Annotated in this window: 8 protein-coding genes; all 8 read right to left on the minus strand. The window is 60.5% G+C overall.

Going from position 1 to position 16541, the window contains the following annotated elements; genetic code table 11:
• Positions 1-163: 163 nt before the first annotated feature.
• Positions 164-790: a protein-export chaperone SecB gene (locus tag H7F35_RS31575; protein ID WP_187110427.1), complete on the minus strand. Its 627-nt coding sequence runs from the start codon at positions 788-790 to the stop codon at positions 164-166.
• 151 nt (positions 791-941) lie between these two features.
• Positions 942-1385: an AP2 domain-containing protein gene (locus H7F35_RS31580; protein WP_187110428.1), complete on the minus strand. Its 444-nt coding sequence runs from the start codon at positions 1383-1385 to the stop codon at positions 942-944.
• A gap of 46 nt (positions 1386-1431) precedes the next feature.
• A complete protein-coding gene (locus H7F35_RS31585; protein WP_187110429.1) occupies positions 1432-2028 on the minus strand; it encodes a hypothetical protein in 597 nt (198 codons plus the stop codon).
• Positions 2029-2157: 129 nt separating this feature from the next.
• Entirely contained in the window at positions 2158-2871 is a 714-nt protein-coding gene (locus tag H7F35_RS31590; RefSeq protein WP_187110430.1) for a hypothetical protein, read from the minus strand.
• A 17-nt stretch (positions 2872-2888) separates the two neighbouring features.
• Positions 2889-4601, minus strand: coding sequence for a ShlB/FhaC/HecB family hemolysin secretion/activation protein (locus H7F35_RS31595; RefSeq protein WP_187114479.1), 1713 nt, complete (start codon positions 4599-4601; stop codon positions 2889-2891).
• Between the two features lie 76 nt (positions 4602-4677).
• Positions 4678-5226, minus strand: a complete 549-nt coding sequence (locus H7F35_RS31600) for a hypothetical protein (RefSeq protein WP_187110431.1) — start codon at positions 5224-5226, stop codon at positions 4678-4680.
• Between the two features lie 460 nt (positions 5227-5686).
• The gene (locus tag H7F35_RS31605; protein WP_187110432.1) at positions 5687-5941 is read right to left on the minus strand and encodes a hypothetical protein; all 255 of its coding nucleotides are present in this window, start codon (positions 5939-5941) and stop codon (positions 5687-5689) included.
• A 1-nt stretch (position 5942) separates the two neighbouring features.
• On the minus strand, positions 5943-16406 hold the full coding sequence (locus tag H7F35_RS31610) for a hemagglutinin repeat-containing protein (protein WP_187110433.1): 10464 nt from the start codon (positions 16404-16406) through the stop codon (positions 5943-5945).
• Positions 16407-16541: the final 135 nt, after the last annotated feature.

A 16541-nucleotide genomic window follows, 5' to 3' on the forward strand; every position in this document is an offset into this window, starting at 1 on the left:
GCTCTGGTGCGTTGTATATATCTCTCTTGATAGCTGTCATTTGCGACCGGCTGCTCCTAGCCGATGGCCGCTACACGCTCTGAGTCCAGATGCGTTCTAGGGATGGTTGGAGATCAGCGCGATGGCAGTCTGCAATGCGGCAGAAGTTCGTCGAAAAGTCGAGCTACTTCCGAGCATCCTCTTTCGGCCTCTTCAACTGTCGAAAATCAATCTCGGCAAGGATCACCGGTGGAAAGCTAGCCTTCATTACAAGGTCAGTCACGTTCGCGCGTAGGTACGGGTAGAGCAACTGCGGTAGCGTGACCTTCTTCTGTATTTCCATCTCCGCCGGCGAAAGGCCCTTGATCTCAAACACGCCCGCCTGGGTTGCACTCAGTGTGAAGACAACGCCTTTGGCATTGATCACTGAAATCTTCGCGAGCACGGAAACTTCGATCAGGTCCTTGCCGATGTCCTGGGTCGAGGTATCGATCATGATGTTGACATCGGGCAACTCTGTTTCGAGAAACACATAGGGCGATCTGGGCTGCTCCACAAATGCCTGCTTCAGATAGATTCGCTCGATCTTGAAGAACTTGGCATCTTGCGCCTGGACGCCGAACGACAAGCTCCAGCAGATTAAGGCCTCGAGAACCAAGAACCACAAGGCCGAGACGCGGCACGTTCGTATTGATTGAAAGGCAAACATGTCGATGCGCGTCAGGATATGAAGATGGAAGTCCTTGCCAGCCGTATGCGTGGTCGCATCAACAGCCAGCTTTCTGTTCCACGGAGCGTGGTCGGACAGCATAAGCGAGGAGCGGGGGCCACAACAGTCGTCCACCAACCGACGACCGACGACCGACGACCGACGAATGATCCTCATCAGCCTCACTGAATCATCTACCCAAGCTCACCGATCTGGGCCAGTGAGCCGCGAAATGCCTCACTGAGGTCGTTGCTCACGCATTCCGTGATAGCAGCCACTGCTTCATTTGCTCAAGTTGCTTTTCACGAGCTTCGATGGCCAAGTCCTGAGCACGCTCTCCGTAGCGCCCGATACTGAACGATCTGTTCAAGTTTCGACCGTCAACACGTGTCTGGGCTCGCCAAACGGAGGGGGCACCATCTGGAGCCCAACGAATGCAGGTCACGCCGGCGATGCCGCTGGGCGAATCGACGCGCGGCTTGGATGCCTGTACATAGCGGGGCGTCAACGGCTTCTTGGCCTCAACCTCGTCGCGCCATTGCTTGGCAACCTTCAGCGAAGCGCGAACTCCACTGTGCGTGCTGAACAAGAACACTCGGCGGTGGCGTTGGCCCTGTCGAATGATCGAGACTTCCCAGCGGTCTTCCATGCGCCAAATGCCGCGCATGGACGGTGGATTCGGTATGCCCTTTGGCATGATTGAGTCTCCAACAAGCCAGCAACTCGCGACGAGTGCGCGTGAATCAGAACTGAGGAACTGCAGGAGGACGCTTTTTAAGCGCCTCCTCAGGCGTGATAAATCTGGTGCAGATGGGGGACGCCAAGTCGGCGGCAAGTCGCTGGATAGGCACGGAGGTCTGCTGCCCGCCGGCGCCCTCTTCTTTCATGACGGCTAAACCGCACTTCTCCGCCGACACTTCCTTGCCGAAGAACGTGTCACCCTTGGGGTCGATGAAACGGCCGCCGACGAACCGATAGCGCTCGCCGTTCTCCGGACGAAATGAAAAAGTGATGCGACAAATCTTGCCAAACGACGGTGCTGCGTATTCCAGGATGACATCTTGGTCTGTGCGCAGGAGATGCGACACCGATGGGTCGGAGCGCGACGACACCATACCCAGAAAAGATGGCCCCTCGGCAAGCCCTTGAGAGTGAGTCATGCATCCTTTTTCGTTGAGCAGGAGGATGCGAAGACGATCCTTTGTATCGATCCTGAGTTCCGCATGAGGCTCGTCTGCTGTTGGCGTTCGATAGCCCGCAAAGATGCACCCGCTCAGCAGCGTCACAGAGATCAGAAGTTGCACAGATAGCCAAAGGGCGCCTCCCAGTTTGGTTTTCATTTTTCTTGAATCAGTAGGTCGCGTTGAGATTGAAGGCCACTCTGACGCCCCCGGCAGTCTTGGGCACGATCGTGCGCTTTCCGCGGGTCAAATCAGGACTCACGCCAAGATTGAGCGCACCAGCTGAGGTCATAACTTCATCTTCTCAGCCAGTTGCTCGACGCAAGGATCCACATAAGCTGCTAAGCCCGCTTTGATGCCTTCTCCATTGTTCGCAACGAGCTGATCGAACTTCTGCATCGGTGGTGACTTGACCGGAATGCAGCGAGCCTCCGCGAGCACAGCGTGCGAGCGCGCGTCGATCAGTCGAGCCCAACTGATGCTCATGACAAAAAAATTCGTTGGTTCCTTCGGCGTGTAGTTCAAGCCGAAAACCTGGCTTCGCACATCGAGGATCATGTCGGTCGTCGGTGCCGATGCGATCACGGCGTCGACAGTTTGTGTGACCGGCGCGGGTGTGGCCGGCACCTCGGTCATGCGATAGGTCGTGCGCAGCCGCGTGGCGAGCCCTTGGCCGATCGGCAGAGCCGGATCGGCAATGGCGAACTCTTTGACCATGCGATCACCATCGCTGGCTTGAGACGATGCACGCGCTACGCCACCAATTGCGCCGCCGACCATGCCTCCGACCGCGCCAACCGCGGTGTCCTTCCAATCTGGCGGTGTGCGAGCCAAAAAGCTGGGCGATTCTGGTACGGCCAATGCCAATCGTGCGCCATTCAATGATGCGGTGCTGGCGATTGGCGCAGCGGGTGCGTTCAGATTTTGACCGCTCGCTGCGCTGCCATACAACACACCAAGAGTGAGCAGCGCAGCCATTTTTGCAAACATTTGCTTGTTCATTTTTATGTTCCCTTTGGTTAGAAGCTCGCGTTGAGGTTGAATCCCAGCGTGACCTTGGCTGTGCGATAGCCCTCGGGCTTGCGGATGGGCGCGCCGACGAAGAAGTCGTAGCTCAGCTTGGTCCACTGGCCCCGCACGCCGATGACTGCTCCCGCCAGGCTTCGCCCCAGAAGGTCGACCGTGGAGCGGCCGCCAACGTGGCCGTAGTCCATGCCTGCATAAAGCTCCGCGCCACTCTGCCCCACCGCCCAGCCGATGTCATTGCGCAGCAGCCAGCCGCGCTCGCCCAGTAGGCTCGTCTCGCCATCGAAGCCGCGCACCGTATAGCGCCCGCCGATGGCAAAGCGGTCTTGCGGCGTCAGCGGTGTGCGGTTCCACTGCGCCCGAATCAGGCCTGAGTAGCGCATCTTCTGCTCACCAAGCTTGAACGGCGCGTTGAGGCTGATGTCGGCCGTGTACAGCTTCAGGCGCGAAGTGCCCTCGCCGAACTCTTCTTCCGGCGCGGCGCGCGAGCCGAAGCCACCGGTGCCGCGCTTGTAGGCCAGCGTGCCTTCGAGCGTGGCATCGCCGATGAACTCCTTGTGGTTCAGGCTGAACTCCAGGCCACCGACCACGCGGTGCTGCACCTCGACCTCGGTGTCGTCCACGAAGTTGCGCGATTCGCGGCGCCAGCCCTTGATGGCCACCGTGGTCTTGCGCTGCTGGTCGCGATAGATCAGGCGCGAGAGCTTGATCTCGGCGTTGTTGCTCTTGCCGGCGTAGATGTAGTCCTGGTTCAGGCCAGCCACGCTCTGGTGGTACTGGCTGTTGGAGGCGGTGAAGCCCAGGAGCCAGTAGCCGTAGGGCAGCGAGTAATGAACGGTCTGGCCTTCGGTGCCCTTGGCCGGGTCACCGAAGACGTGGTTGTTGATGCTGTGGTTGGCACTCACGTAGAGCAAGTCGTTCAGGCCGAGAGGGTTGTCCAGCGAGACGGTGGCGCCGGATTGGTAGCGGCCCGTGGCTTCAGTGCCGCTGTCGTCCAGGCTCAGGGTGACGCGCCACTTCTTGGATTGGACGTACTTGACGACAAGGTCGCTGTCGCCGGGCTTGGCGTTGGCGGCGGTCGAAGGCTCGATCTGGATGTCGGCTTCTGCGGTGGGGGAACGCTTGAGGTTTTCCAGGCCTTGCTCGATGTCGCGCAGGTTCAGCAGGTCGCCGGGGCGGGCGGGGATGGCTGTGGCGAGCAAGGCTGAGCTGCCGAGCAATGTCGATGAAGAGTCGGCGGTCGTACGAATGGCTGCGATGCGGCCCGGCACGAGCGACAGCGTCAAGGTGCCGGTCGAGAGATCTTGTGGCGCGGCGAGAACGCGGGTCGTCACGTAGCCGCGAGCGATGGCGGCTTGCTGGGCGCGTGCAAGGACTACGTTGACGCCGGCTGTGCCGAGGCATCGGCCGATGGGTGAATCGTTGCCATCGGGGCCAGACAGATCGGCAATGGCCCATTGGAAGGACTCGGACTGCTCACCAACAAGCAACACGCGGTCGATGCGAAAGCACGGGGACTCGGACTCGGGGATGCGGTGTGGGGGTGCCGGTGGAGCTGCTTGTGGACGCTGATCAACAGTGCGCTCGTTCTGCTCGCGTAAGGCGCGTTCGCGCTCTTGCTGACGTTGCTGCTCGACGAAAGGTTGCGGTGTGGAGGGTGATTGCTGGGCGACAGCCAGCATCGGGCAAATGGCCACAGTGACCATCAGCAGGTTGTATTTCAATTTGAACTCCCTATCTCATTTTTCTTGACCGAGGCCTCATCGGCCCAAGCGACAACTCTCAGCGAAGCGGCGCGGGACAACCAGGAATGGCTTCTGCTGGAACGGGAACAGGTGCATCTGGATCGGTCGCATCCACGACGTTCAAGCTGCAGGCCGGCTTGCTGCCCCACAGGAATTCGACGACGTAGGCGCGCCCGTCTTGCGGCGTGAATTTCGCGACGACGGGGCCGCAATTGCCAGAGCGATATCCCGAGCCCATGCCATCCGCCCAAGAGCCATAGCTGCGCACCTGAATCGGCTTGCCAGGCTTCGCGTCTTGAACGATATAGGGCTCGGTCCTGCGCCCGCGTTGCACCGCATTAGCGATCCACGGGTACACGATGCCGCGACCAGCGTAGGCCACGCTGCCCAGGGAAGTGAAGTCCTGACAAGCTTGTGGTGACGTGCTGACAGAGAAGTTTGCCGGGTAGCCCGATCCAGCGGACCGCAATATGAGCTTGGCTGTGTCGGGTTCAACATCACGCAATTCGTAATAGCCGTTGTTGGCGCGTATGTCGGCGAGTGCCGCGTTAGGGTTGATTTCACTGTAGGTACATGCTGAAAGCATGGCAGCAACAAGGGTCGAGAAAAAATTCTGCGCATTTCATTCTTGGGATGACCGGCCGGAGCTATCGATCCGATGGAAACGATTGGACTCGCCAACTGGCCGCTGGAGACCAGTCCTTGGGGGAAAGGCTGCTGCAGAACGCATGCCATTCAGAAGACCACCGAGCGCGTCGATCAACCCAAAGGTTCGAGGCATCGCCCCTATTTTCGGGGCCCAAGTTCTCCGCATACCGGAGCAATTCAACATCCAGCAATGGATCGCCTGCGAGTCGCCGAGCGGTCGCTTCCTCAAACAATTCAGGAAGATACGAGTGCATATGCGAATATCCCTCTCCGAACTCTTTTCTTCCCCCTAATTTCTCAATAACCGCAAAGAAATCAAGACCGATCAAAATTCATCCACAATCATGATAATTCTATTTCCAAAATCTCAGCTTCCAAAGTTATTTGCCAGACCCCCTTCAATTGAAATTTGATTTAATAAAATCAAATGCCATAGCAAGATCTTTAAAAACCTCATCATGTCCCGAGAAATCAATGGCAAGCGAAGGATTGGTCAATGAGACCCCAACTCCTTCCAGCGGAGTTATTTGCACGACAAATGAATTAATTAAATTGTCAACACCCACCCAAATACACGCGCCCGATTGAGTCTCCCCTATTTTCGCCATCGGAAACTGAATTTTTATTGCAACCAAAAATTCTTCGTAATTCATTTTACTTCGCACCTGGCTTCACAAGAACAACGGGGCCCACCGTTCTATCGGCATTTAATTTGTAGATGGTAATTGTGCCATCTACGGCCATATCAATTTTATTACCTTTTGTGGTGGCAGTCAGACTTCCATCGGGATTAGTAGTCGTGTAATCTGGTCTGGGGGGATACATTCTCCCCTTGTACGCCAGCCCCGGATTTGCCTCCGCTGGAACACCGCTATATGCATTTTCAACTGCATTTAGTGTGTTTGCAATTAAATTAAAAGCCTCTTTAGCATTGGTAGCTGCTGGAGCGCCCTCAAGAGATTTGTAATACAAAGCAATTCTCGCACCTTGATTCAATGTCGTGCCTGCTGGTGGCACGTCTGCCCCAAGTATGCTTGGCGTTTTCCCCAAAGACTCATTTATTATTTTCACAGGATCGATCGGTGCAACGGCAGGTTCACCACGCCCAATTGGAACCCCATTAAGATTCAATCCCTTTCCTATTCCGGACCCTCCAAAAATCTCGACAATATTAAGAATTGTAATTGCAATATTTCCAGACGATGCCAGCAACTGGTTGCCAGCAGCAACCCCCAAAGCGGACTTGGCATCGTCATCAAGTGCAGCAATTTGATTTTTATTAAGCGGCGGCGGATATCCATATCGACTAACAAATTCAGCAATGGCGCTCGCTGTTGTCGGCAGCGATTCACTATACATGCTGGAATCGTAGTAATAATTTGGTTGAGGCGTGAGCCCCCCCCGAGTCACAGCCGTATTGGTGAACATTTGCAACGTGATGCCATTTTTATCAGTAATCACCATCCCTTGCGTATCAGAAAGAAGTGAAACTCGAATAGCCCCCATTGCCGCGATTGCGGTTTTCCCATATTGCTGAACAAGCATTTGGGTGGTGGCGTCATCAAGATTCAAAAGTGCAAATTTATCTACAAGGCCCGCTATTTGCTCATCACTGAGTAATGCAAAAGCGCCGGGAGCTCTTGCTCTCGCTTCGTTCGCCACGCGCATTCTGTTTGCAGCAAGCCAATCTCGCTCAGCTTGTGCGAGCTGCCTGTTATTCGCATCCTCGCTGTACCCCGCTACCGCCCCAGCCCTCCCACCAGCAGCCGCCCCGATTCCAGCAGCGATTGCCGCACCAACTGCATTCTTCACTCCATCTGGTAGGCTCGCCGTGAACTCGTCTATCAATGGCGCTGCCAGTGCCGCGCTCGATGCGCCCAATGCGCCATTCGCGCCGCCGCCCAGCGCGCCGACGATCATGTGTGCGGCCACTCGGCCAAGACCTCCCTCCTTCCACTGGTCATAGGTGGTCTGTTCGCGGGCCATAACGCGGAAAGCGTCATCACGCGCGTCCTCTGCTTGCCGTCGCTGTTCCGGCGTCAAATTGGGGTCGCCTAACACTCTCTCTGCAGCGTCTGCCAAGCGACTCGCATCCTCGTACTTGCGCGTTTCACCGTTGGCAAACTCACCGACTGCCTTCGCTGCCGAACCATTGAATTGCTCAGTCAAATAGCTCTGCGCTTGGACGTTCTTGATAATTTCCTTGGTGTTCCAGTCCTTGACCAAAGTGCCAGCGCTGCTGTTGTCACCGGTCCTCACGCTCTGGTCGCCCGCAATACCTGAAATACCGGACTTCGTGACGCTGCTTTGGTTGCTGCCGCTGTAGCTGCCGACACCCGCGCTTCCGCTGGGCACATTGTTCGGCCCCGACCACGCGGCGCCCATGCCCTGTGCCGGTGTCGTCGCAGTCCCGGCCGTCGGCGCCGTGGTGTACCCGATGCCGATACCTCCGCTGACCGAGTAGCTGTCACCGCTGGACTGGCTCACATTCTTCAGATCGCTCATGGTGAGCGTTCCACCGGTAGCGAAACTGTTCTTGCCCGCATCGATGGCCGCCTGCGTGCTCTCGATGACCGCCCCCTTCAGGTCGGTGTTGCCCGCGACCTTCACATTGAAGCCACCGTCCCCGGCCTTGATGCCGGACTGCACGGCCGGACTGACGAAGACGCCGTCCGCCTTGGCACCTGCCGCACTGGCGCTGGCCGTTGCGACGATGCCATAGCAGATCGGCGGAATGCACAGGCTCACGTTGAAGCCCGAGCTGCTTTGCCTGGACTTGCCCACGCTCACGTCTTGCAGGCTCTCGATGTTCAGATTGCCACCCACATCGGCCGCGACGCGGTCGGCCTGGACCGTGGCGCCCTTGAGCGTCAAGTCACCGCCCGAAGAGATGTTGACCGCCTTGCCGCCGCTGACCTGGGTGGCGTTGTAGCTGACGTCATTTTGGTTGTTGCTGCCCTTGCCGTTGCTCACGCCCAGCTGGATGCTGAAGCCGTTCTGCGCGCCGCCGCCGAAGGTGACACCCACGTTGGAGCCGTGGCTGGAGTTTTGGCCAGTCGTGACGCTGGTGTTGGCGCTGGCTTCCAGGGTCACGTTGTTGTCGGCCGCCATGTTCACCGTGTTGCCCGCCGCGATGGTCGAACCCACGACATCGATGTTCGAGCCCTTGCCGCCGCCCGTGGCCACGATGTTCACGTTGTTGGCGCCCACGATGCCAGAGCCCACCGCCTCTGTGCTGCTCGTGAAGCTGGTACTCTGGCTGGTGTTGCGGCTGACGTTGACACTCACGCCGTAGCTCAACTGGCCCGAACCTCCAATGGCTTGTGCGGCGTTGTAGGCCTGCTTGCCGCTCATGGCTAGATTGAGAGCACCCAGGGCCTGCATACGCCCATCGCCGCCGGTATCCCCCATTGCTCTGACGGTATTGACTGCCCCTTGAACATTGTTCGTGCTGACGCCAGCGAAGTTCGCACTGCCGCCCAGGATGCTGCTGGAGCTTTTGTCCAGCGTGACCGACAGCGAGGTGTTGTCGGCCGCATTGATGACGACGTTCTTCGCAAGGATGTTGACGTCACCGCCCGCCAGCGGCCCGGCCTGTCCCGACGCCATCACGCTGCTGGCGGTCTGGCGATAGGTGTCGCCGGCCACCATGGAGACGTTGCCGGAGAGGCTGGCAACCTGGCTGGCTTGCTGGGTCGTGGTGGCGGTAGCGTTGGCTTGCGAGCCCTTGATGTTGCCGACGGCCGGGTTGTACCAGGTGCCGACCATGCCGCTCTTGCTGCTGCCGTTGTAGCTGCTGCTGACGCTGGTGTTCTGCGCACTCTCGATAGTGAGATTGCGCCCTGCGATCATCGTGATGTCGTTGTCCGCAACGACCGTGGCCCCTTGCAAGGTGGTGTCACGGCCGCTGACGGTCTGCAAGCTACCGGCGGAGATGCTGGTGCCCACGGCTTCGGTGGTGAAACTGGCGCTGGCCTGGGTGCCGGACTTGGCTCCCATCATGGCGGCACCGGTCGGCTGGTCCGGCCCCATGGACATGCCGATGGCGTTGCCAAGCCCGGTGGCACTGCTCTTGGTCTGGCTGGCGTGCAGTTCCTGGTCCGTCTTGTTGGCCGTGGTGAGATTGATGTCGTGACCCGCCGCCAGGCTCATGGCATTGTCGGAGCGCAGTTGCGCGGCCTGGAGATTGATGTCGTTGCCGGCCACCAGCGCCATGCTCTTGCCGCTCAGGCTGCTGGACAGCACATCGGTCGTGTTGCTGCTGTCGAAGGCGCTGGAACTCTTCTTCGTGAAGAGCGTGCTCGACGAATGCACGGTGGCAGTCGCCACGTTGGAGGTGGCCACTCCCGAAGTGACGTTGATGTCGTTCTTGGCTGTGGCGACCAACGCGCCGTTGAGGCTCTGGACCGCGCTGGCACGAATATTCAGGTCATTGCCGGCGGCAAGGCGCACATCCTCCTGACCTTGAATGATCGAGCCGACGTCGCGGCTTTGACTGGCGATGCCGGCAATGTTCTGCCCGAGAGCCGACGCAGTGCTTGATTCAGTCACTGTGCTCAGGTTGACGTTGCGGGCCGCGCCGACCGAAACAGCACCACCGCTGATCAGTGCGGCGCCGATCAGATTGACATCACGTCCAGCGGAAGCGATGAGTACGCCGGCCGGATTGCTCACATACACGCCCGCCACACGGTCGATGTTCCTGTTGCCCGCAGCGCCGGAAGCCGTCGTCGTGCGCACGTTGATGTCACGCCCCGCCGTGAGAATCGCCGCATCGTCCGCCGTGATGCTCGCGCCGATGTTGTTGATGTCGTTGCGCGCGTTGATACCGACACTGCCCCCAGCGATCCGCCCCCCCGCCAGATTGTTGACGTTCTCGGCATCGATCTTGACCAAGCTTCGACCGGCGATAGTGCCTGTGTTGACCAGATCGCCCGAACTCTTGATCACCGTCGCATCCGCGCTCAAGATCGCGCCCGATCCGTCGATATCCCCCGGCCGCACGCGCACATAGAGCTGCGGCACCAGCACTCGCTGCGTCGTCCCATTGGGCAAGGTCACCGTCTGCTCCACCAGCCAGACGATGTCGCTGGTGAGCTGCGCCATCTGCGTTGCGCTCAACGCAATTCCTGGTGTAAGGCCATACTGCTTCGCGAAGGTCGCCCCTGAATTCATCAACGCGGCGTACTGCTGACCGTCATCATTGAAGCCATCTAGATAGCGATAACCCGTGAGTTGCGCCACCTGCTCGCGAATGAGCTTCTGCTCGTAGAACCCATCGCCCAAGCGCTTGAGGATGTTGTTCGGATCGAGCCCAAGGCTGTTCAGCAGATAGTCGCTGCTGAGCCAATTTCGGTAGTTGGCAAAGCGCGGGTCCGTCTCGATCAAGAAGTGGCTTGATGGATCGGGGCGGGTGCTGAAGAGGCTGGCCTGCGGAACCGCCAGGCTCGGCGTGCTGGTACGGACCACCATCGGGATGGTCTGCCCGGTCGCGCCGCTGGCGTTGCCGGCAGCTCCGGCCGTCGTTCCATTGGCGCCCGATGCGCCCGTGCCGCCTGTTCCGGCAACCCCTCCGACGTTGGCCGCCACCTCCACGATGGTGCCCGTGCGCGAGCCGCCGCTCGCGCCGCTGGCGCCTCCACCGCTGGCATTGGTTGCGCCCGTGGCAGCAGCGCCCGAGTTGTAGTTGTTCGTGGCATTGACGTGGTCGACTTTTTGATAAGCCCCCACATCCATCATCCCACTCGACGACGGCCCAATGACCAACGGCTGAATCTGGCCCGTGTCGCTGGTCACGACGGCCACGCTGCTCGTGCTGTAACTTCCTTGCAGCGCCGTGTTCGTGACATTCGAGGCCGTCAGCGTTCCGCCCGCGATGATGCGACTGTCCCGATTGGAGACAGCGCCGACGAGCGTCATATCGCCACCCGAGGAGATGGTTGCCGGGTCGGCGTTGATCGCGGTATCGGCGGTCGTCGTGAAGGTGGTGTTCCAGATGCCGTAGCCGTTGCTGTACAGCAGGGCGCCCTTGCCGCCGTCGGGGTTGCGTGCCCACACGAAAGGCTGACCAGGAACAACGATGACCTGGTCCATCGTGTAGAAGCCGCCACCGCCGACCGGTGCGACGCTGATGGCCTGCTTGGTCGTCGTGGTCTGCGGCCCCAACTGGACATGCGTATCCCAGTTGTTGGTCTGCCCCATCGAGATCGACATATTGCCCAGCGATTCGATGGTGGCGCTCAGGTTGTTGAGCGTCCCGCCCTGCCCTGTGGCTTTGCCGGAGGCATCCAGGCTCCCACCGATGGCCATATTTTCACTACTGAAGATCAGCGCATGCTCGCGATTGGTGATGGTCGATGCACCAATGTCCAGGTTGCCGCGCGAGGCGATGGTGCCGGCCTTGGTGGTGCCGTTTGCCGTCTCGGTATCGTTGGTCAGAGAGCCCGTGGCAATGGCGATCTGGTTGCCGTAGATGCGCCCAGTGCCCACGTTGTTCACGGCACCAGCGTTGATGCGGGTCCTGTCGGCGCTGTCGATGAGACCGCGATTGTTCAGGGTCCCGAGGTTCAACGTGGTGTTGGTGCCCGACATCTCGGCGTTGGCGGTGTTGTCCACCAGATTGCCGCTCACCGTGAGGGTGTTGCCCGCGATGAGCTTGCCGTTGTTGGTCAGATGACCCGTGGTGCCGTAGCTGAGATTGCCGTTGGCAATGACATCGGCGTTGTTGACGATGTCTTGGGTCAGCGCGACGGACAGATCCTTGCCGGAGACGAGTTGGCCGTCTCCGCTGAAGGTCGCTGCGTCGAGCTGGACGCTCTTGGTCCCCACCAGTGTGCCGTTGGTGTTGATGACGTTGAGGGTCTTAGTGCTGGGGTTGGCGGCGTTCGGGTCGATGACCTTGAGGGTGTCGCCGGCCGAGAGCAGACCGCCCGCCGAGTTGTCGATGGTGCCGCCGCTGGTCACCGTGAGGTTCTGAGCGGCGCGCACCGCCCCAGTTTGACTCCCCAGGGTCCCGGTATTGATCGCGACGTGGGTGCCCTCTATGCCCTGATTGGTGCCGGTGGTGGTGGCATTGGTGACCGCTGCGGCATTCAACGTCGTCGTGCCGCTGGAGCGCAACAGGCTGGATGTGTTGTCAATGGTGCCGCCACCAGCATTGATCGTCAGATCGCCAGCCGCCAGCGTCTGGCCGCCTCGGTTGTCGTAAGTCGCGCCGTTCGTATTGATGGCGACGTTGGCTTGGCCCAGCACGGTGCCACCGTTGGCGTTCGTGAGCTGACCAGTGGAGGCATTGAGGTCGCCCTTGGCGCCGATGAAGCCGGCGTTGTTGTTCGTTGCCCCCGTTTTGAGCGTCAAGGTGCCGGCACTGGTGATGCCGCCCTGGCCGTTGCTGTAGCCGGCAGCGTTCGTATTCGTCAGGCCTTGACCATTGGTATTGATGGTCATCGCGCCACCGGATTGCACAAGGCCGGTGTCGTTCTGCAGAGCGCCCGATTTCAGATCGACGGTGGTGGTCGCGGCCAAGGTGCCCTTGGCGCTGTTGTTCACGGCGTTCCCGTGCGCCTCTATCGCCAGGGCATTGCCGAAGACTTTGCCGCCAAGGTTGCTCAAGCCGCCGTTGCTCAATGTGGTGATACCCCCTGCTTGCAGGGTTCCCGCATTGTTGGTAGTGGCTCCCGAGGTCGTCACGGTCAAGTCGCCGGTGACGGCGGCGGTGGTCCCACCGCTGTTGTCCAGACTCGCTGCGGCCAGGATCGTGTTGCCGTTGGCGGCCAGGGTGCCGCCCTGGTTCGTTACCGCGCCGGAGACGGTTGCATTGAGATTGCCGACAGCGGTGATGCTGCCCGCGTTGTCGTTCAGGCTACCGGCCGCCACGGTGACGTTGCCGCCCGCGAGGATCTTGCCGGCCGCGGAGTTGTCGAGTTGGTTGGTGACGGCAAGGTTCAGGTCGGAGGTGCCGGCTGCTTGCAGCTTGCCGCCCTGATTGGTCATCGAGCCTGCGGTGACGGTGATCGTGCCGTTGCTCGCGATGACGCCCTGGTTGTCGTTGAGGACACCGCCAACGGTCAAGGTGGTGGCGCCGGTACCCACCTGAACGATGCTGCCGCCCTGGTTGCTCAGTGCCCCTGCTGCCAGGGTGATCTGCTGCGCCGAGGTCTTGCCGCCATCCTGGTTGAACGCACCTGTGACATTGCCGACCAGCGCACCGTTGCTGGTGATCTCGCCATTGGCACCGCTATAGCTGCCTCCTGCAATGTTCAGGGTGCCAGTGCCGGCGTGTTCAATCTTGCCGCTGGCGCTCGTGATGGACGCGGCCTTGAGGGTCAGATTCTGGCCATTGGTGGCGATGAGACCTGAACTGCTGTCGATTGCGCCGGTCGCCGCGATGCGCGTGGCACCCGTGCCGCTCTGGATGATCTGACCGCCCCGGTTGCTCAGCGAGCCCGTGTCCACGGTGATCTGCTGCGCGGTGGTCGTGCCGCCATCCTGGTTGAATGCGCCTGTGACATTGACAGCCAGCGCACCGTTGCCGGTGATGGTGCCGTTCGCACCGCTGTAGCTGCCGCCGGCGATATTCAGCGTGCCGGTACCGGCATGTTCGATCTTGCCCGCTGTGTTGACGATGCTTGTTGCTTGCAGGCTCAGGTCCTGGCTGTTGCTGGCAATGCGGCCGCCGGAGTTGTCGATGCTGCCGCTGGCCACCAAGGTGGTAGCCCCCACACCTGTCTGCACGATCTGGCCGCCGTTGGTGTTCGCGATGTTCGAGGCGTTGATTTGCTGTTGGCCCGCATTCAGGGTGCCGGCGTTGTTCACCAAGGTCTGGCCGGGCTGCGCATTGGCCGTGATGGCGAACGTGCCCGGCGCGACAACAGTGGCACCGCTGGTGGTCACGTTGCCTTGGGTGGCTTCGAGGCCGATGTTGGTACCTGCTGTCTGGCTCCCGGAGATGTCGACGGATGCGCCTTGCAGCGTGGCTTTGCCACCGGCGACGTTGGTGCCCGTGGCGGTCAGTCCTTGAGCAGCCGTGACGTTCAGGTCACCGGTGCTTTGCAGGGTGCCCTTGGTGCCATCAAGACTGCCAGTCTGGATCGTGACGTTGGCGCCACCCGCGATTTGGCCGTTGGTGTTGAGAAGCTGCTGGTCAATGGTGGCTTGGACGTTGCCACTGGCCGATTGCACATGGCCTTGGCTGTTGTCGAGGGACTGGCCGCTGACGCTGAGGTTTTGGTTCGAGACCAGAGTCCCCGATGTGTTCTGGATCGCGCCGACGACGTTGGTGGTCAGCGCGCCTGTGGCCGAGATTTTTCCTCGGGTGTTGTTGGCAAAGCCACCAACAGTGAGGTTCGCGTTGGCGTCGCTGGTCAACACACCGTCCTGGTTGTTCAGGTCACCCGTGGTTGTGATGTCGAGACTGCCGGCGCGCAAAGTGCCTGTCGAGTTATTGAAGGTGCCCAGGTTGGCGGTGAATGCGCCCGAAACGTTCAGCTTGCCCCCGACATTCTGGAAGCTCGGCTGATTGAGCGTCATGCTCGCAACCGACAGCGTGCCCCCGTTGTTCACGAGGTTCGCGGTCTGTAGCGTGATCGGACCGCTCGCGAAGATGTGGCTGCCGCCGTTGAGGACCGCGCCCGCCGCCGTGATGGAGCCGGGCGATGGCGGGACATACGGCGCTGGGGTGATGGTTGCGCCGGGGCCGGTGCTGCCCGTCGTTGCGGGTGCGCCTGAGGCCGTGGTGGTGCCGGTGCCTGAGTTGCCTGGTGTGCCAGGGTTCGTGCCGCCACTGGGCTGCGCGGGTGTGTCGGACACAGGCTCAGGCCCAATCACGCCGGCTGCGGTATTGCTTACGGTCGCAGCGGAGATGCTCAGCGCGGCGCTGCTGCTCTGGCGGAGCGTGCCGCCGTTGCGGTTGTCGATGTTGCCTGCCGCACTGGACAGTTCAAGGCGCGCCGCTTCCAGCACACCACCCGTGCCGTTGGCGGAGTTGGCCAGCGTGTCCTGCGTGGCGATTTTGAGGTTGCCGCCGCTGCTGATGCGCCCGCTGTTGGCAACGCCCGATGCCGCGATGTTCGCGTCGGCCGTGGCCTGGATCGTGCCGATGTTTTCGAGGCGGCCTGCGCTGGTGACCACGAGTTGACCTGCGCCCGCCATCGCAGGAGAGCTTGGCGCGGATTGGATGGCGCCGGCATTGCGCATGCCCAGGCCTGCTTCCGTGCCCACGAGCACGATCTTTCCAGAATACATACCGCCAAGGGCAGCGACATCCAGGGCGAAGGTCGGGGCAGCACCCGTGCCCGCTGTCGGTGTGATCTGCGTGTGGTCGGCACTGATCTGGTTCGCGCCCGTGACCACCTTGAGCTCACTGGCCCAGATGCCGGCGTTGGTCTGCACGGCACGCGCAAGAATTGCCGCGTAGTCGGTCGTGCGAGCATCCAAGCCCGCGCCGTCGATGGTGACGGTACCGCCGCGCACGAGGAAGCTGTCAAGACTTCCCGATGGGCTGAACTGCGGTGTGCCAGTGGTCAGCGTGGCACGGCTCGCGTTGATGAAGCCGCCGCCGTCGACGCTGATACCGGCCGGATTGGCGATGACCACTTCCGCGCGCTGGCCGCCCACTTCGATGTAACCGCGAAGCTGGCTCGGCGAGCCGCCGTTGACTTCATTCAGGATGATGCGCGCCGGCCCCGTGGCCAGAAACGGATTGCCCTGCACGTACCCGCCCAATTGCGTCTGGACGTTCGACCGGCTGTTGTTCAGGATCGCGCCGTTGGGAGCGACGTTGAACTGGTTGTAGACGTTGCGAGAGACACCCGCCGCGCTCGGGGTCGCGATATTGATCAGAGGGACGCCGTTGGGGGCCACCAGCACAGTCGGACGCAGACTGGGGGATACGTTGGGCGCTCCAACGATCTGTGCATGCACGGGTGCTGAAGCCAAGATACCAGCAAGTGCGGCGCCCAACAGCATCGGCGCCAAGGCCGCGGAACCAGCAAGCGTGCCGGCGACGACCAACTTGGTCGCCTTGCTGGCGCCCTTGCCCGTACTGGAAGCGGTCTCCTGAACCACCATGCGCATGCCCCTGGCGGCATTGAAGACAACACGGTGCAAATGGCGATTCATGTCCTGACCTCCCTGGGATTTTTTTGAGTACCTGCGACGGTTTTGTATCAAAACGCATCGAAACTCAATTATCAGGGTACGAAAGGCCTAGGCAGAGGGACGCCACATGTCAGCCCTGCGCACAAGATCACAAAT

Source organism: Variovorax sp. PAMC26660 (genome assembly GCF_014302995.1).
Taxonomy (GTDB): Bacteria; Pseudomonadota; Gammaproteobacteria; order Burkholderiales; family Burkholderiaceae_C; genus Variovorax.